The organism is Ruegeria sp. AF8 (assembly GCF_056541825.1).
Genome location: NZ_JBQFYW010000001.1, coordinates 723983 through 739938, shown reverse-complemented (window position 1 = coordinate 739938; position 15956 = coordinate 723983). Strand labels below are relative to the sequence as shown.

Annotated in this window: 19 protein-coding genes; 6 read left to right on the top strand and 13 right to left on the bottom strand. The window is 62.2% G+C overall.

The genetic code is table 11. The features are described 5' to 3' along the window. The first annotated feature begins 127 nt into the window (after positions 1 to 127). Positions 128 to 679, top strand: coding sequence for an LOG family protein (locus ACR0AO_RS03745; RefSeq protein WP_480600036.1), 552 nt, complete (start codon positions 128 to 130; stop codon positions 677 to 679). Here the strand turns inward: ACR0AO_RS03745 and rarD are convergent. From rarD to ACR0AO_RS03730, 3 genes are read right to left on the bottom strand one after another with little or no spacing between them, the layout of a single operon-like run. After that, complete coding sequence (gene rarD / locus ACR0AO_RS03740; protein WP_480600034.1) at positions 586 to 1536, bottom strand: EamA family transporter RarD; 951 nt, start codon at positions 1534 to 1536, stop codon at positions 586 to 588. The two genes, ACR0AO_RS03745 and rarD, sit on opposite strands and share 94 nt — an antisense overlap. A 43-nt stretch (positions 1537 to 1579) precedes the next feature. Then, positions 1580 to 2461, bottom strand: coding sequence for a metallophosphoesterase (locus ACR0AO_RS03735; protein ID WP_480600032.1), 882 nt, complete (start codon positions 2459 to 2461; stop codon positions 1580 to 1582). Between the two features lie 3 nt (positions 2462 to 2464). Further along, positions 2465 to 3064 carry a superoxide dismutase gene (locus ACR0AO_RS03730; RefSeq protein ID WP_170651789.1) on the bottom strand — a complete coding sequence of 200 codons (600 nt, stop codon included), beginning with the start codon at positions 3062 to 3064 and terminating at the stop codon, positions 2465 to 2467. Positions 3065 to 3163: 99 nt separating this feature from the next. On the opposite strand from ACR0AO_RS03730, the gene ACR0AO_RS03725 reads away from it, so the two are divergent. Continuing rightward, the gene (locus tag ACR0AO_RS03725) at positions 3164 to 3925 is read left to right on the top strand and encodes an FkbM family methyltransferase (RefSeq protein WP_480600030.1); all 762 of its coding nucleotides are present in this window, start codon (positions 3164 to 3166) and stop codon (positions 3923 to 3925) included. Positions 3926 to 3957: 32 nt separating this feature from the next. Here ACR0AO_RS03725 and ACR0AO_RS03720 read toward each other — a convergent pair whose 3' ends face one another. The 5 genes from ACR0AO_RS03720 to ACR0AO_RS03700 form a co-directional block, all read right to left on the bottom strand. Further along, positions 3958 to 4524, bottom strand: a complete 567-nt coding sequence (locus tag ACR0AO_RS03720) for a sarcosine oxidase subunit gamma (RefSeq protein ID WP_480600028.1) — start codon at positions 4522 to 4524, stop codon at positions 3958 to 3960. Continuing rightward, positions 4517 to 7531, bottom strand: a complete 3015-nt coding sequence (locus ACR0AO_RS03715; RefSeq protein ID WP_480600026.1) for a sarcosine oxidase subunit alpha family protein — start codon at positions 7529 to 7531, stop codon at positions 4517 to 4519. Before ACR0AO_RS03715 ends, ACR0AO_RS03720 begins: the two co-directional genes overlap by 8 nt. Positions 7532 to 7600: 69 nt before the next feature. Continuing rightward, on the bottom strand, positions 7601 to 7930 hold the full coding sequence (locus tag ACR0AO_RS03710; RefSeq protein ID WP_480600024.1) for a sarcosine oxidase subunit delta: 330 nt from the start codon (positions 7928 to 7930) through the stop codon (positions 7601 to 7603). After that, positions 7924 to 8181, bottom strand: a complete 258-nt coding sequence (locus tag ACR0AO_RS03705; RefSeq protein WP_480600022.1) for a hypothetical protein — start codon at positions 8179 to 8181, stop codon at positions 7924 to 7926. Before ACR0AO_RS03705 ends, ACR0AO_RS03710 begins: the two co-directional genes overlap by 7 nt. Continuing rightward, positions 8181 to 9425 (bottom strand): sarcosine oxidase subunit beta family protein, encoded by a 1245-nt coding sequence (locus tag ACR0AO_RS03700; protein WP_480600020.1) that lies wholly within the window; start codon positions 9423 to 9425, stop codon positions 8181 to 8183. The genes ACR0AO_RS03705 and ACR0AO_RS03700 overlap by 1 nt, the downstream gene beginning before the upstream one ends. Positions 9426 to 9602: 177 nt before the next feature. Between ACR0AO_RS03700 and ccmI the strand changes: the two genes are divergently transcribed. From ccmI to ACR0AO_RS03680, 4 genes are all read left to right on the top strand, one after another. Further along, a complete protein-coding gene (ccmI, locus tag ACR0AO_RS03695) occupies positions 9603 to 10829 on the top strand; it encodes a c-type cytochrome biogenesis protein CcmI (protein WP_480600018.1) in 1227 nt (408 codons plus the stop codon). After that, positions 10826 to 11290 (top strand): Holliday junction resolvase RuvX, encoded by a 465-nt coding sequence (ruvX, locus tag ACR0AO_RS03690; protein WP_480600015.1) that lies wholly within the window; start codon positions 10826 to 10828, stop codon positions 11288 to 11290. The genes ccmI and ruvX overlap by 4 nt, the downstream gene beginning before the upstream one ends. Positions 11291 to 11307: 17 nt before the next feature. After that, positions 11308 to 11538, top strand: coding sequence for a DUF1289 domain-containing protein (locus ACR0AO_RS03685; protein WP_480600013.1), 231 nt, complete (start codon positions 11308 to 11310; stop codon positions 11536 to 11538). Positions 11539 to 11641: 103 nt separating this feature from the next. After that, entirely contained in the window at positions 11642 to 12046 is a 405-nt protein-coding gene (locus tag ACR0AO_RS03680) for a nuclear transport factor 2 family protein (protein WP_480600011.1), read from the top strand. A 123-nt stretch (positions 12047 to 12169) separates the two neighbouring features. Here the strand turns inward: ACR0AO_RS03680 and ACR0AO_RS03675 are convergent, their stop codons facing one another. The 5 genes from ACR0AO_RS03675 to ACR0AO_RS03655 all read right to left on the bottom strand — a co-directional run bounded on the left by ACR0AO_RS03675 (position 12170) and on the right by ACR0AO_RS03655 (position 15931). After that, the gene (locus tag ACR0AO_RS03675; protein ID WP_480600009.1) at positions 12170 to 13078 is read right to left on the bottom strand and encodes a haloalkane dehalogenase; all 909 of its coding nucleotides are present in this window, start codon (positions 13076 to 13078) and stop codon (positions 12170 to 12172) included. Positions 13079 to 13157: 79 nt separating this feature from the next. Next, positions 13158 to 13541, bottom strand: a complete 384-nt coding sequence (locus ACR0AO_RS03670) for a YybH family protein (protein WP_480600007.1) — start codon at positions 13539 to 13541, stop codon at positions 13158 to 13160. A 16-nt stretch (positions 13542 to 13557) separates the two neighbouring features. Continuing rightward, positions 13558 to 14286, bottom strand: a complete 729-nt coding sequence (locus ACR0AO_RS03665; RefSeq protein ID WP_480600005.1) for a SpoIIAA family protein — start codon at positions 14284 to 14286, stop codon at positions 13558 to 13560. 41 nt (positions 14287 to 14327) lie between these two features. Beyond that, positions 14328 to 15113, bottom strand: a complete 786-nt coding sequence (locus ACR0AO_RS03660; protein ID WP_480600003.1) for a hypothetical protein — start codon at positions 15111 to 15113, stop codon at positions 14328 to 14330. Then, positions 15107 to 15931 carry a sulfite exporter TauE/SafE family protein gene (locus ACR0AO_RS03655; protein ID WP_480600001.1) on the bottom strand — a complete coding sequence of 275 codons (825 nt, stop codon included), beginning with the start codon at positions 15929 to 15931 and terminating at the stop codon, positions 15107 to 15109. Before ACR0AO_RS03655 ends, ACR0AO_RS03660 begins: the two co-directional genes overlap by 7 nt. Between the last annotated feature and the right edge of the window lie 25 nt (positions 15932 to 15956).

Below are 15956 nucleotides of genomic sequence, written 5' to 3'. Positions count from 1 at the left end.
TTCAGTCCTTTCAATCCGTGGCGTGTGCCCATCCCCAGGCTCGCATCCGCGCCACGCAGTTGAGCCAGCTTATCAATCCCGCTATCAGGGGTCAAAAGCTCTGACACAAGCCCGGAAAGGCCCTTTCATGTCCCAGAAATCCGTCTGTGTGTATTGCGGGTCACGCAATGGCGCAATTCCGGCCTATACCGAAGCCGCGAGAGAGTTTGGCCGGTTGCTTGCCGAGGCGGATTGGCGACTGGTCTATGGCGCCGGGGATGTGGGGCTGATGGGCGAGGTTGCACGCGCGGCTCAGGCGGCAGGCGGTGTCACCTTTGGCGTGATCCCGGTGCATCTGGTGCGCCGCGAGGTCGGCAAGACCGACCTGACCCACTACGTGATCACCGAAACCATGCATGAACGCAAGAAGGTGATGATCATGAACGCCGACGCTGTGGTGGTGCTGCCGGGCGGCCCGGGTTCGCTGGACGAGCTGTTCGAGGCGCTGACCTGGCGGCAGCTGGGCCTGCATGACAAACCGATCCTGATCCTGAACGCCGAAGGCTATTGGGACAAGCTGCGCGAGTTACTGGATCATGTGATTGCTCAGGGATTTGCCGACCCGTCGCTTGGCGAGTTCCTGATATGGGCGGAAACGCCAAGCGCGGCCATGGACGCCCTGCGCGTGGCCCTGTCCTGAGCCAGAGCTGAAATCGAAAAGATCGCAACCGCCGCCCAGATGAGGGCAAAGGCGACCCGGTGCCAGAAGGTAAACGGCTCGCCAAAAACAAAGACGGCGCAGCAGAATTGCAGCGTCGGGTTGATGTATTGCAGCACACCGACGGTCGACAGGCGCACGCGGCGGGCGGCATAGCTGAACAGGATCAGCGGCACCGCCGTCATGGGGCCGGACAGCATCAGCAGCAGACTGGTCTGCCAGCCACCGGCGAAATGCCCCTGCCCCGTGCCGTGATACCAGGCCAGCACCGCCAGCCAGAACGGCGTGAAGACCAGAATTTCGCAGGTCACCGATACGACCGGCCCCAGTTCCAGCCCCTTTTTCAGAACGCCATAGATGGCGAAGGACGTGGCCAGAAACAGGGATATCCAGGGCGCGACACCAAGACCGACGGTCAGGACCAGAACCGCCAGCGCGGCCAGCCCGATCGCGCCCCATTGCGCCGCGCCCAGCTGTTCGCCGAACCACAGGCGGCCCAGCAGAACCGCCATCAGGGGAAAGGTGTAATAGCCCAGCGACGCCTCGGTCGCCTTGTCGATCTGGATCGACACGATGAAGACGAACCAGTTGGCCGAGATCATCGCGGCGGCCAGGGCGATGAGCGCTGCCTGCCTGCGCTGCGAAAAGGCCAGGGAAACTTCCCGCAGCCGCCCCTGCATCGCCAGAAGTGCGGCAAAGAAAAAGACGGACCAGAGTGTGCGATGCGCCAGCACTTCGGGCGGCGGGACATGGGTCAGAAGTTTGTAGAACAGCGGCGACAGGCCCCAGACCGTGCAGGCCACGATCATGGCCAGGATGCCTTTGGTTGCTTCGCTCATGACCGCCCTCCGCTGCCAGCGGAACCACGGCGGCGTGGCAAGGTCAAGCGCTGATCTCGATCACGGTGATTTCGGGCACCACGCCGAACCGGACAGGCAGGATCGAACACCCGATACCGCCGGAGACAACCAGATCGCGCCCCTCTTCGCGTACATGGCCATAGGCAAACCGGTTGCCGAACCGTGAGGGGACGACCGGGGAGTAACCAAACAGGCGCACCTGCCCGCCATGCGTATGCCCGGAAAGGGTCAGGGCCACGCGGGCAGGAACCTGCGGAAAGATATCGGGCTCGTGTGCCAGCAGGATGACGGGATCGTCGTCGGTGATCTGTGCCAGCGTTCCGGGCAGATCGTCCAGCCCGTCGAACCTGCCCCTGCCCCGGGCCAAGGCCAGTTGATCCTCCAGCCCGGCCAGCCAGACACCGGATCGGGCCAGTTTAATGGCCGTGTTGGACAGAACGGGAATGCCCTCGGCGTTGAGCGCGTCGGCGTAAAGGTTCGGGCCACCACCACGGGCCTGCGCCGCCAGATCGTCCCACCAGTCGTGATTGCCCAGAATCGCAAAGACGCCGTCGGGGGCTGAAAGTTGCGCCAGAACCGGGGCCAGATCCACAATCTTGACCGGTTCGGTCACAAATCGGTGCCCCGCGGCGAAATCGCCCAGCAACACGATGACATCCGCCCCTAAAGCGTTGGTGCGGCGCACCAGGCGCTCGACGCGGTTCAACCCGACAAACGGTTCGCCGACATGCAAATCGGCAATCACCGCGATTCTCAGCGGTGGCGCCGTCCATTCGTCGCGCCGGATGATCCAGCGCCGCACCCGCAGGCGCAGAGCCGGTTCGATGAAGAAGCCGTAGAGGGACGAAAAAAGGGCTGCCAGCGTCACCGCCAGCAACCCCTTGATGAACCCGCGTCGGGTCAATGATTACATCCGCGAAGCGACGTTTTCCCAGTTCACCAGGTTGTCGAGGAAGTTCGACAGGTAGGCGGGGCGCTTGTTGCGGAAGTCGATGTAGTACGAATGCTCCCACACGTCACAACCCAGCAGCGCGGTCTGACCAAAGCACAGCGGGTTTACGCCGTTCTCGGTCTTGGTCACGGCCAGCGAACCGTCCGCATTCTTGACCAGCCACGCCCAGCCCGAACCAAACTGACCGGCGCCGGCGGCGCTGAACTGCGACTTGAACTCGTCGACCGAGCCGAAGCTCTCGGTCAAGGCTTTTTCCAGCTCGCCGGGCATGGCGTTGTCGCCGGGACCCATCATTTCCCAGAACTGGTTGTGGTTCCACAGCTGGCTGATGTTGTTGAAGATGCCATTCTGCGCGACGGCGTTTGCGTCATAGGTGCCGGTGATGATCTCTTCCAGCGACTTGCCGTCCCACTCGGTGCCCGCGATCAGCTTGTTGCCGTTGTCGACATAGGCCTTGTGGTGCAGGTCGTGGTGATATTCCAGCGTTTCCGCGGACATACCCTTGGCTGCCAGCGCGTCATGTGCATAAGGAAGATCAGGAAGTTCAAAAGCCATCTCGGCCCCCTGTTGAAATATGAGTTGCGTTCCCAAGTTTTAATGCTTTGGCATCGCCACAAGGTCAAGGGCCGAGACAACAAAACCCGGAGGCAGGGGATGCTGACCAAAGCGCGCAAGATGTTCTATCGCGCCCGTGGATACTATGCGGGGAACCTGAATGGCGAGCCGTTCCGCATGGACCCGTACCATTCCAAATTCTGGCGCAAGGCATCGGAGGGAAAGTGGGAGCCCGAGACCTTCGCGGTGCTTGATGAATATCTTTCGCCGGACCGGGACTATCTGGATATCGGTGCATGGATCGGCCCGACGGTTCTGTATGGCGCGCGCAGGGCACGGCATGTCTGGTGTTTCGAGCCAGACCCGACGGCCTATCGCCATCTGGCATGGAATCTGGAATTGAACGATATCCGCAATGTCTCTGCCTTTGGGGTGGCGTTGTCGGACGGGTTCGGGGTGGCGCGCATGGCCTCGGTCCGGGGAGAGCCGGGGGATTCCACCACGTCGCTGCTGAGCGATGCTGACCACGGAACCGATGCGCTGACCATTGGATGGGACCAGTTTGTTGCCACCACGGATCTGTCGCGGGTGTCCCTGGTCAAGATGGATATCGAAGGAGCCGAATACGCGGTCCTGCCGACACTGCTCAATTGGCTGACTGAGAACCGCCCTGCCCTGTTTCTTTCGACGCACGCACCGTATCTGTCGGGCGATGAGCGCGAAAGCAGAACACGGGACCTGTTTGCAGCTTTGTCTTTCTATCGCAACTGTTCGAACGAAAAGGGACTCTCAGTCGATATCGAAGCCGCGATCAACGGCGCGGCGCTTGAGCGGTTCGGAACATATCTGTTCACAAACTGAAACGACCCCCGAAGGGGCCGTTTGAAAGCACCTTAGTAAACGCCCACCTCACTGCCAGGCTGCGCGGCAACCTTGAGCAGTTTGAACGCATAGTCCGCGGCCGAGCGGAAGCAGACAACGCGGAAAGTGTCGTCGCCATCCATCCAGAAGGCGCCGGCCACCTGGGCCAGTCGCGAGCGGCGGATTTGGCCGGGTTGGAACGCCTCAGCCGACAGGTCGACAGGCGCGACCTTGGCCATCACCTCGCGGGCATAGGCCCCCGAGACGCGGAACACCGCGCGGGCATCCGAGACATTGACCGCCAGCGCATGCGTTCCGCTAAGCGCGTTGGTCATTGCGGCCAGTTTGGCCTCGACCTCGGCATAAGGCACCAGCACCAGCAATTCGTCGGGGGACATCCAGCAGACGCCGGTGTCACCGTCGACCAATGCCTCGCACTGGCCGGGCACTTTCTGCCCGGTGGCGTCCTTGACGGCCTTGGCCAGAACCTTGTCAGACAGGTCGCCGCGCAAGGTGATCATACCCTGCAGGCCGGTTTCCTCGACCCTGGCGATGCCATCATAGCTGGCGTGGTTCAGTGCGCTGATGGGTTCAGACATTCTGCTTCTCCCCGTCCTTGTCGAAGAAGATCGGGTCCACGATCTTTGCTTTGTAGGTTTTGCCGTCCGTGCCCGGGAACTCGACAATCTCGCCCATCCGGTCGGGGCCGTGCTTGATCAGCCCCATGGCGATGCCCTTGCCAAGGTTGGCCGAGTAATAGGTCGAGGTCACACGACCGATCATGTTGCGCTGACCGTTGGCGTTGACGCCCTCGCCAACCGCGTAAGCTCCGTCGGGGATGACAGAACCATCCACAGTCTCGAGACCGACCAGTTTCCAGCGCTCGGGATCGGCCATGTGGGTGCGCGAATGGGCACGTTTGCCGAGGTAGTCTTCCTTCTTTTTCGAGAGCGCCCAGTGCAGCCCCAGATCCTGCGGGATCACGGTGCCATCCGTCTCGTCGCCGATCATGATAAAGCCCTTCTCGGCCCGAAGGATGTGCAGACATTCGGTGCCATAAGGCATAACTCCGAATTCTTTACCTGCCTCCATCAGCGCATCCCAGAAAGCCTGACCCTGCGATGCAGGAACCGCGATCTCATAGGACAGCTCACCGGAGAACGAGATGCGGTAAGCGCGGCAATCGAACTCACCGATCTTGCCATCACGCCATTCCATGAACGGCAGCGCCTCTTTGCTGACATCCATGCCGCCCAGTTTCTCCAGCACCTTGCGGGCATTGGGGCCGACCACGGCGACCTGCGCAAATTGCTCGGTCACGTTGGCGACATAGACTTTCCAGTCCCACCATTCAGTCTGCAGCCATTCCTCCATGTGACCATGGATGCGCTCGGCGCCGCCGGTGGTGGTGTGGCACAGCCAGGTGTCCTCGTCGATGCGGGCGACAACGCCGTCATCGATCAGAAAGCCGTTTTCCGAGCACATCAGACCATAGCGGCATTTGCCGACCTTCAGCGTGGACATCATGTTGGTGTAGAGCATGTCCAGGAACTTGCCCGCGTCCGGGCCTTTGACGATCAGTTTGCCAAGCGTCGAGGCATCCAGCAGGCCAAGATTCTCGCGCGTGTTCCTGACCTCGCGGTTCACCGCGTCATGCACGGATTCGCCGGGACGGACATAGGCATAGGTCCGGCGCCAGTGGCCCACAGGCTCCCAATCGGCGCCGTTGCGGTCGTGCCAGTTATGCATCGGTGTCTGACGGATCGGCTGGAACACCTCGCCACGTGCCTCGCCGCCGATCGCGCCCATCGAGATGGGGGTATAAGGCGGGCGGAAAGTGGTGGTGCCGACCTGCGGGATTTCCGAGTTCAGCGCATCAGCAAGGATCGCCAGTCCATTGATATTACTCAACTTCCCCTGATCGGTCGCCATGCCCAACGTGGTATAACGCTTGGTGTGTTCGACGCTTTCATAACCTTCGCGCGCGGCAAGCTGCACGTCGGACACTTTCACGTCGTTCTGGAAATCCAGCCAGGATTTGGCGCGCAACTGCACCTCGGCATTGGCGGGCATCAGCCAGACTGCCTCCATCGCCGCTTCCTCGGTGCTTTCGCCTAAAGGGGCCTTGGTGTTCTTGGGTTTGAAGCCCGCGCCCTTGGCCGCTGCCTTGCCTGCCGCATGGGCATCGGCCATCACGTCGGCCAGCGACTGCGATCCGTTTGCCGATCCGGCGGCCACGACGAAACCTTCGCCATTCGCACCCAGCGGCGGGCGATCAGGATCGGGGCGGAAGTGGGCGTTGGCATCATCCCAGATCAACTTGCCGCCGCAATGGGACCACAGATGCACCACCGGCGACCAGCCGCCAGACATAGCGACCGCGTCGCATTCGATGTCTTCGCGCGCGCCGCCGACGCCATCCTGATTGCACAGGGCCACCTTTTTGACACGCTTGCCGCCCTTGACCTTGGCGATGGCCCGGCCGGGATCGACGCGGATACCCAAAGCGCGCGCCTCATCGGCCAGAGCACCGGCGGTAGAGCGGGCGTCAACGATGCGCAGTACATCGACACCGGCCTGTTTCAGAGTGATCGCGGTGCGATAGGCGTCGTCGTTGTTGGTCGCGACGATCACCCGTTCGCCGGCGATCACTCCCCAGTTCACGGCATAGTCACGCATGGCCGAGGCCAGCATCACACCCGGGACATCGTTGCCCGCGAAAGACAGCGGCCGCTCGATCGCGCCGGTGGCGGTCACGATCTGTTTGGTACGAATGCGCCACAGGCGGTGGCGTGGCCCTTGCGTGCCTGGTTTGTGGTCAGTCAGACGTTCATAACCCAGCACATAACCATGGTCGTAGACACCCGCGCCCATGCAACGGGACCGCATTGTCACGTTGCTCATTGTTTCGAGTTCGGAAACGATTTGTTCCACGAACTTATCCACAGGCTCGCCATCGACAGAGCCGCCATCGACCGGCGCGCGGCCGCCCCAATGCGCGGTCTGTTCGATCAGCATGACTTTGGCACCCGATTGCGCTGCCGCTTTGGCCGCTTGCAGACCGGCGACGCCGCCGCCAATCACCAGTACATCGGCGAAGGCATAGAAATGCTCATAGGTATCGGCGTCGCGGGTCTCTTTGTCGGGCGCTTTGCCCAGACCCGCCGATTGGCGGATGATCGGTTCGTAGACGTGTTTCCAAAACGGTTTCGGATGGATGAACGTCTTGTAGTAGAAGCCCGACGGCAGAAAGCGCGCCAGCTTGTTGTTCACCGCCAGGATGTCAAAATCCAGGTTCGGCCAGTGGTTCTGCGAAGCGGCGGAGAGCCCCTCGAACAGCTCGGTGGTGGTGGCGCGCTGGTTCGGCTCGAACCGGCCGCCCTGCCCCAGACCCATCAGGGCGTTGGGTTCCTCGGCGCCCGAGGCCACCACGCCGCGCGGGCGGTGGTATTTGAACGAACGGCCCATCATCATCTGATCGTTGGCCAGCAGGGCCGAGGCGAGCGTGTCGCCCTCGTAGCCCTGCATCGAGGTGCCGTTGAAAGTGAATGTGATCTGCTTCGACCGGTCGATCAGCCGGCCCTGATTTGCGAGACGGGTGCTCATGTCATGCGGACCTTTCGCAGGAGGAGGCGTCAGAGCCTCCGGCGGGAGTATTTCGGAAAAGATGAAGCATCAGGAGAAGTCTCTCCACGCCCAGCCCGGGCGTTTGGCGGTGATGGCGTCCTTGATCGCCTGCGGCGGCTCGGTAGTCTGGGCCGGGTAGGTGCCGAACACCTCGAGCGTCTGGGTGCAGCGGGCGGCATGGAACCACTTGCCGCAGCCGTTGCTGTGGCGCCAGCGTTCGAAATGAACGCCTTTGGGGTTCTCGCGCATGAACAGGTAGTCGTGGAACTCGTCATCCGACGAACCCGGGCCGAAACGCTTCAGATGCGCTTCGCCACCGGCGGCCAGTTCGGTTTCCTCGGCGTCGACGCCGCAATAGGGGCAATTCAGGATCAGCATGGGCTAAACCTCCAGCTTGCATTTTCAAAACCGCTACCCATCTGGATTCCATGATTATTTGGATTCTCGCGGCGGGTGCGGCAGTAGTTTTGCTCTGCCTTGTCGTCGACTGGCGCCGAAGCGAACGCATTAATCCGGCTGGCAAATACCGAGGTCCGGCGCCCGTCAGATTCTTGAAACATTGTGCAGTTCTTGTGCTTGACGGGATTATTGGCGGAGTTTTCGGAGCTTTTTAACCAGTAGAGCAGCATCAGTGCGCCACCCCGGCGGCGACGCTTTCGTCGATGAAACGGCCTTCTTTGAATCGATCCAGCGAAAACGCCTCGGTCAGCGGTGAATGGCCGGTGGCCATCAGCTGCGCCATGCCCCAGCCGGAACCGGGGATCGACTTGAAGCCGCCCGTGCCCCAGCCGCAGTTGATGAAGCAGCCGCCCAGCGGCGTTTTCGACAGGATCGGCGAGCGGTCGCCGGTCATGTCCACGATGCCGCCCCACTGGCGCAGCATCTTGAGCCGGGAAATCATCGGGAAGGTTTCGTTGAGCGCCCGCACGGTTTCCTCGATGTGATGGAACGAGCCGCGCTGGGTGTAGTTGTTGAACCCGTCGGTGCCGCCGCCGATCACCATTTCGCCCTTGTCGGATTGCGACATGTAGCCATGCACGGTGTTGGCCATCACGACCACGTCCATGCAGGGTTTGATCGGTTCGGACACCAGCGCCTGTAGCGCAATGGCCTCAAGCGGCAGGCGGAAGCCCCCCATCTCGGCCAGCTGGCCCGAATGGCCGGCGACCACGATGCCCAGTTTGTCGCATTCGATGGCGCCCTTGGTGGTCTCGACCCCGGTGACGCGGCCGTTTTCCTGCCGCACGCCAGTGACCTCGCATTTCTGGATGATGTCCATGCCCATGTTCGAGCAGGCGCGCGCATAGCCCCAGGCCACCGCATCGTGGCGGGCGGTGCCGCCGCGTTCCTGCCAGAGTGCACCCAGAACCGGGTAGCGGGGGCCGTGAATGTTGATGATCGGTACCAGTTCCTTGACACGCTCGGGGGTGATCCATTCGGTCTTGACCCCTTGCAGCGCGTTGGCGTGGGCGGTGCGCTGATAGCCGCGGATCTCATGCTGGGTCTGGGCCAGCATCATCACGCCGCGCGGGCTGAACATGACGTTGTAGTTCAGATCCTGGCTCAGATCCTCATAGAGGCTGCGCGCCTTTTCATAGATCGCCGCTGAGGGGTCCTGCAGGTAGTTCGAGCGGATGATGGTGGTATTGCGGCCGGTGTTGCCGCCGCCCAGCCAGCCCTTTTCGATCACGGCAACATTCTGGATGCCGTAATTCTTGCCCAGGTAATAGGCGGTCGCCAATCCGTGACCACCTGCGCCGACGATGATGACGTCATAGCGTTTCTTGGGTTCGGGCGAACGCCAGGCGCGTTCCCATCCGGTGTGATAGCGCAGCGCCTCGCGCGCCACTGCAAAAGCTGAATAGTGTCTCATGAGCGAATCCGATCCGGTTCGTGATTGGCCGCAGATATGCCGTGCGCCCGGAGTTTACCCCTGCCGTACTGCGTCGCAATAGAGCATTATTGCGACATGCATCCCGTATCGCGGCCATTTGCCTCTTTTTTCGGCCCGCGGGCGGGTCTAGATGAGGGCAACACTCTCGGAGAGAACATGACCTTCTGGATTCTGATTTCACTCATGGCGCTGATGATCGCGGCGCTGCTTGGTCTGACCATGTTGCGTGGACGGCGCAATGGCGAGCCGGCGGCGGCCTATGATCTGCGCGTCTATCGCGAACAACTGGCCGGTGTGGACCGGGATCTGGCGCGCGGCGTGATTGCCGAAACCGATGCCGATCGGGTGCGCACCGAGATCTCGCGCCGCATTCTGGCCGCCGACGCTCAGGTGCGGCAGGAACGCGATGGCGGCGGACCGGCGCGCCGGGTGACGCTTGGTGTCGCCGTTCTGTCGGGCGTGGTTCTGATCGGCGGCGGCGTTCTGCTGTACGACAGGCTGGGTGCGCCCGGATATGGCGATCAGCCGCTGGAGCTGCGGATCGAGATGGCCGAAGAGTTTCGGGCCGACCGCCCGGATCAGCTGACGGCCGAAGAAAAGCTGCCGGTCCCGCCCAGCCCCGAGATCGACGCCAGCTATGCCGAGTTGCTGAAGAAGCTGCGTGAAACCGTCGCCGGACGGCCAGAAGATGTGCAAGGGCACAAACTGCTGGCGCAGCACGAGGCGAATGTCGGCAACTTCAAGGCCGCCTATGCAGCCAAGGGCCGGGCCATCGAATTGATGGGCGACGCGGCCACGGCGGATGATTTCAGTGATCAGGCAGAGATGTTGATCCAGGCCGCAGGCGGCTATGTGTCGCCCGAGGCCGAGGCGGTCTTGCTGCGCGCGCTTGAACTTGATCCGGCGAACGGGCCCGCCCGGTATTACTGGGGTCAGATGCTGACGCAGATCGGACGGCCCGATCTGGCCTTCAGCCTGTGGGAGGAAACCTTGCGCATGTCCTCGCCGCACGCCCCCTGGTCGCAGGCCATTCGCGCGCAGATCGAGGATCTGGCCTATCGCGCCGGCGTCAACTACCAGCCACCGGCCAGCCCGGCCCCGATGTCGGGACCGTCGGGCGATGACGTCGCCGCAGCCGAAGACATGACGGCCGAGGAGCGGCAGGACATGATCCGGGGTATGGTCGAGAACCTGTCCGACCGGCTGGCGACCGAAGGCGGCGCGCCCGAGGAATGGGCGCGGCTGATCACCGCCCTGAGCGTTCTGGGAGAGACCGACCGCGCCACCGCCGTCCGGGATGAGGCGTTGGGCGTGTTTGCCGAAAATGCGGCGGCCCTGGAAATGATCAGGGGCGCGGCAAGCCAGGCGGGGCTTGGCGAATGATCCAGGATGCGTTCGAGGATTTCGCCGCCGCCCTGTCGCCGATGTCCGCCCTGATGGGGCTGGATCTGGGGGACAAGACCATCGGTGTCGCGGTATCCGACCGGATGCGCGGGGTGGCGAGCCCGCTGGAAACGGTTCGGCGAAAGAAATTCGGCGTCGATGCCGCGCGCCTGCTGGAGATCACCACCGACCGCGAGATTGGCGGCATCCTGCTGGGGCTGCCCAAAAACATGGACGGAACCGAAGGGCCGAGGTGCCAGTCCACCCGCGCATTCGCCCGAAACCTGTCGCGTCTGACCGACCTGCCCATCGGATTCTGGGACGAACGGCTGAGCACGGTCGCCGCGGAAAAAGCGCTTCTTGAGGCGGATACGACACGAAAACGTCGCGGACAGGTCATTGATCATGTCGCGGCAGGGTATATCTTGCAAGGTGCGCTGGATCGTCTGCGCTTTCTCTGACGGGTTGGAGCCTGCCGATGTCGAACATGGTCTGGAAACGGAATGAGGTCGAAAGCCCCTGCGTCCAGATCTGTGTCGTGCACCCGACCGAACGGATCTGCACCGGCTGCTACCGCACCATCGACGAGATCAGCCGCTGGTCCAAGATGGACAATGCCGAGCGCGCCGAGATCATGGAAGAACTGCCCGCCCGCAAACCGCGCCTTGCCAAACGGCGCGGCGGGCGCGCGGCCCGGCTTGAGCGGTAGGCGCACAGGCCCGGTCCCGATCAGGCGACCCAGGCGCTAGGCTGGCGCATATTCAGCGGATAAACTGGACTTCTTTGGCTTCTGTTTTGAAGGAGATGCATAGATGTCCGGTTTGACCATGGACGCACAAAGGCTTTTTGACAGGTATCTCGACTGCTGGAACAAACGCGATCTGGAGGGCGTGGCCGCCTGTTTCGACGAACCCGCGATGTTTATCCTTCCCACCGGCGCCGTTTCGCTTCCTGATCGGGCAGCGGTGGTATCGTTGCTGAAAACCGTATTTGCCGGGCTGGAAGCCGCCGGGTTCAGCCACACAACCATCGGGGCAATCAGCGCAACGTCCTGCGGTGAGGGAATGGCGGTTCTGGATGCAACGGACGTCACCCGACTGAAACAGGATGGTTCGGTTCTGGAAACCATCGATGGTCACTATGTACTGCGCAAATGCGATGACGCATGGCGACTGACCGTAGCGGTCTCTTGCGCGAATGGATGGCGCTCGGCCTGAGCCCATCCTTTACTGAAGCACTACTGCCAGTCGATGCGGCTCTGATCCCGTTCAGGCTGCACATCAGGGCCGGACTACTGGTTGGGGCCGATATCGTTTCCGCGACAGGGCGTTCGAAAAGGACTATTCCGCCCCCCATACCGCCAAGGCCGCGCGGGCAACTTCTGCCCCATGTGTTTCCTGTACGAAATGCCCTGCATCGGGCAGAAACAACGGCGGACGTGAAATTCCCAGTATCTCGTGCATTCGCTGCATCAGCCTTGGCGGGATCAGAATATCCTGCGCGCCGATGGCCATGAAGCTGTCCCCGCTCCAGTCCTTGTTCCACCACGAGGCGGCGCGGCGGGACACGTCGACACCCTCCATATCGGGTTCGGTCATGACCAGGAACGGAAACCGCCGCGTTCCGGCACGAAATCGGGCATCGGGAAACGGGGCCGCATACGCGGCAGCGACCGCGTCGCTCATCCCCGGAACATAGCGCTGAAACAGGGCCGAAACGTCGTAGTCCGGGTGCGTGCGGTGAAATTCACGCCACGCATCAAACCCATCGCTACTGCCGCCGCCCAGACCCAGAACCGTGTTCATGACCAACAGCCGGTTGAACCGGTCCGGCATATCGAGGGGAATGGTCAGGCCAAGCAGCCCGCCCCAATCCTGAACGACCAGAGTGATGTTTCGCAAATCCAGCGCTTCGATCAGTGCGATCAAACTCTGCCGGTGAAACGAAAACGTGTAATCCGCATCGCGCGTCGGTTTATCCGATCTTCCAAATCCAAAGAGGTCAGGTGCAACAACGCGGGCGCCGGTTTCCAGAAAAACCGGGATCATGTGCCGATACAGGAAACTCCATGAAGGCTGTCCATGGAGACACAGAAAGACGCGATCCGCATCTTCCGGGCCTTCGTCGATTCTGGCCATGCGGAGCGATTCATATCCGGCAAGCTGATCGTGATAGCGAGGTGACCAACGGAAATCCGGCAGGTCCGCAAATCGGGCCTCCGGAGTACGAACTGCTTCGAATTGCGTCATGACATGCTCCGTTGGTTCTGCAAATCAAAACAGGTGCGGTATTTCCTGCCTGTCCTTCCGGAACATGTCCGCACCCGGCCTAATGTGTTCCCCCAGAGGCTGGAATTTCAACCTCGTTCAGGCTGCACATCCGGATCAGCCAGGCCCCGTCCGGCTGACGTTCGCAGACATTGAGCGAAACGCCTTCTTCGGCCAGCGCCTCTTCGGAGAAACGCGCAACGCACCATGCCAGATCACCGTTTTGCCCGGACTGAACAACGTCGATTGATTTACTTTCGCCCCCCTCCGCGACCCATTCGGAATGGGTTGCCTCTATGGCCGAGCGTCCCTTTGCAGGCGGGCCGTAGGGCGAGAACAGTTCCGCGTTCTCGGAAAAACACGCGGCACACCCGGCGGCGTCGCCACGGCGATAGGCGGCGACGTAGCGGTCATAGAGCGATTGCAGCTCTGCGTGGATATCCATACCCGGCCCCTTTCGGTCAGCCTGCAGCGAGCCACGCCTTGGCGGCTTCCAGTTCGTCGGCGGGGAAGAACTGTGCCTTGGCGTTCACGATATGGCGCCCTACCCGTTCAGCCATACGCTGCCAGGTCTTGTCGCCGACTATGGCCGCGCGGTCGAGCAGACCCACATGGTTGCCCGCAAGGCGGAAATGCGCGGCCAGTCCCGACAGGCCCTGCCAGCCATCGAATTCCGTCAGGTTGATCAAAAGGCGGAACCCGTCCTTGGCGCGGATCAGCGCGTCCAGATCGCCCTCGGCATCTTCATAGGCTTCGGGGTCGAGCTTGCCCATCAGCTTGATCTGAATGCACGGCCCGCCCAGATCGGTGACATGGATCGTCCCCAGCGACTCGCGAATCCAGCGGCGGGCGGTTTCCACCTCGGCCAGATCAAAAACCTGCACAGGACAGGGCAGGATCGGTGCGGCCAGCCGGACGCCATTCTGTACCCATTTCTGGTCCGATACGACCGCGATCCGGTCAAAACCGCGCCAATGACTGAGGCCCAGCATCGTATCGGCCCAGGCCGCGCTCAGGTCGTAACCCCGGAACTCCTGCCCCATGATGACCAGCAGGCGAATGCGGTCGTGATCGGCCAGCGCCGCCTCGACAGCCGGAACCAGAGTGTCTGCGTAATCGGCGCTGGTGATTTCGCCCGACAGTTCCGCCTCGATCAAGGCGCCGTCCAATTGGGTCGTGATGCTGATCATGGTCTCAAATCCCCTCAACTTCGAAAAAAATTTCCGGAAGGTTACGGGGTTTCGATCCATTCGGCTACTCCCCCGGGCAGTTCGGGGCGGAAATATGCGATCATCCGGCCATCCGGCCCGGCGAATGCGGTGTCGGCCCAGGGCGCGACCCCGTGCAGGGTGTGGCGGTGCAACAGATACGCCTCGCCCGGGCGCGCCGGCAATTCGATGCGCGGGCAGGTGTCGAACACGACACGCCGGGCGTTCTGGTAGATGTCGGTGACATCAACCTGATGGAGACTGTCGCCGGGCAAACCTTTGAGCGCTTTTGCAAACGCTTCCCCCAAAATCCGGTGACTGCCATCCCAGACCACCATCGGGGCGGCGTCGGCGCTGGTTTCAGTGAGGGGAATGCCCATAATCCAGGCGTGCGGCTCGTCAACCTTGCGGCGGCGTTCGGGGCCGCAGGGTTTCAGACCGTCCACATGCGCCGCATCGCGTTTGGCCCGGTATCGCGCCGCCGCCTCGCTTTCTCCCCGGCGCGGACGGGGATAGCCCGGATAGATCACCGACACCTGGCCTTTGTGCAGCGGGTGAAAACCCAATTGCCGGGAAATGAACTCCACCGCCTTGCCGGACAAGCGGCCCGAACCTCCCACCCTGCCCTGCGGATCATTATCGAGCGCGTCGACGCCGATGAACCACGTCCCGTCGCAATCGTGCCACTGGACGTGGGCCGGGTCGCAGACGGATGCCCTTGCGGCGGGCAAGGCGTGGCCGACCCAATCCGCCAGAACCGGATCGAAGGGAAAACGGAGCCACCCGCGTTCGAAAAACGCGTCTACCATCCCAGTGCCTTGCGCAGCATGTTGAGCGCGACCAGCGTCAGAAACACGGCAAAGACACGTTTCAGCGGCTTCGGATCCATCGCGTGGGCCAGCCTGACCCCCCAAGGTGTCGTGATCAGGGTCATTGCAATGACGATGCCAAAAGCGATCAGGTTGACCGCACCAAACGTCAGCGGCGGACGGTGTTCGGGCGCGATTTCGAGAAACAGAAAGCCCAGAACGCCCGGAACCGCAATGATGACGCCAAATCCTGCAGCGGTCGCCACGGCCCTGTGGATCGGCGTGTTGTAAAGGCTCATCAGCGGCACGCCGAAACTGCCTCCGCCAATTCCCATCAGCACCGACAGAAACCCTACCATCGGCGATAGGGTGATCCGCCGCAGCCCCTTTGGCATTGCATCGCCTAATCGCCATTCGGATTTGCCAAGGCCCAGATAGGCGCCGATCACCATCCCCAGAACACCGAAAAGCGCCTGCAACGCTTCGGACCGCAGCGCCGAAGCCACCAGCACGCCGATGACGGCCCCCAAGGCGATACCCGGCCCCCAACTGCGCAGGATCGACCAGTCGACCGCGCCCTTCTTGTTGTGACTCAGAACCGAGCGGACCGAGGTGACGATGATCGTTGCCAGAGAGGTCGCCAGGCACATCTGCATCAGTTGTGGGCCGCCATAGCCAAGTGTCTGGAACGCATAGAAAAACGCGGGGACCAGAACGATGCCGCCGCCGACGCCCAGCAACCCCGCCAGCACGCCCGCAAAGGCGCCGATCGCCAGCAACAGGCCCAGCATCTGGACCAACAGCATCGTCTCCGGCATCGTCCCCTCCCGATCAGTTCCGGCC

Bases quoted from the DNA above. Each gene is read 5' to 3' on its own strand.
- ccmI (WP_480600018.1), top strand. From the start codon at position 9,603: ATGACCTTCTGGATTCTGATTTCACTCATGGCGCTGATGATCGCGGCG.
- ACR0AO_RS03705 (WP_480600022.1), bottom strand. From the start codon at position 8,181: ATGCTGCTCTACTGGTTAAAAAGCTCCGAAAACTCCGCCAATAATCCC.
- ACR0AO_RS03745 (WP_480600036.1), top strand. From the start codon at position 128: ATGTCCCAGAAATCCGTCTGTGTGTATTGCGGGTCACGCAATGGCGCA.
- ACR0AO_RS03670 (WP_480600007.1), bottom strand. From the start codon at position 13,541: ATGGATATCCACGCAGAGCTGCAATCGCTCTATGACCGCTACGTCGCC.
- ACR0AO_RS03725 (WP_480600030.1), top strand. From the start codon at position 3,164: ATGCTGACCAAAGCGCGCAAGATGTTCTATCGCGCCCGTGGATACTAT.
- ACR0AO_RS03680 (WP_480600011.1), top strand. From the start codon at position 11,642: ATGTCCGGTTTGACCATGGACGCACAAAGGCTTTTTGACAGGTATCTC.
- ACR0AO_RS03720 (WP_480600028.1), bottom strand. From the start codon at position 4,524: ATGTCTGAACCCATCAGCGCACTGAACCACGCCAGCTATGATGGCATC.
- ACR0AO_RS03710 (WP_480600024.1), bottom strand. From the start codon at position 7,930: ATGCTGATCCTGAATTGCCCCTATTGCGGCGTCGACGCCGAGGAAACC.
- ACR0AO_RS03730 (WP_170651789.1), bottom strand. From the start codon at position 3,064: ATGGCTTTTGAACTTCCTGATCTTCCTTATGCACATGACGCGCTGGCA.
- ACR0AO_RS03655 (WP_480600001.1), bottom strand. From the start codon at position 15,931: ATGCCGGAGACGATGCTGTTGGTCCAGATGCTGGGCCTGTTGCTGGCG.
- ACR0AO_RS03665 (WP_480600005.1), bottom strand. From the start codon at position 14,286: ATGATCAGCATCACGACCCAATTGGACGGCGCCTTGATCGAGGCGGAA.
- ACR0AO_RS03685 (WP_480600013.1), top strand. From the start codon at position 11,308: ATGTCGAACATGGTCTGGAAACGGAATGAGGTCGAAAGCCCCTGCGTC.
- rarD (WP_480600034.1), bottom strand. From the start codon at position 1,536: ATGAGCGAAGCAACCAAAGGCATCCTGGCCATGATCGTGGCCTGCACG.
- ACR0AO_RS03715 (WP_480600026.1), bottom strand. From the start codon at position 7,531: ATGAGCACCCGTCTCGCAAATCAGGGCCGGCTGATCGACCGGTCGAAG.
- ACR0AO_RS03675 (WP_480600009.1), bottom strand. From the start codon at position 13,078: ATGACGCAATTCGAAGCAGTTCGTACTCCGGAGGCCCGATTTGCGGAC.
- ACR0AO_RS03700 (WP_480600020.1), bottom strand. From the start codon at position 9,425: ATGAGACACTATTCAGCTTTTGCAGTGGCGCGCGAGGCGCTGCGCTAT.
- ruvX (WP_480600015.1), top strand. From the start codon at position 10,826: ATGATCCAGGATGCGTTCGAGGATTTCGCCGCCGCCCTGTCGCCGATG.
- ACR0AO_RS03660 (WP_480600003.1), bottom strand. From the start codon at position 15,113: ATGGTAGACGCGTTTTTCGAACGCGGGTGGCTCCGTTTTCCCTTCGAT.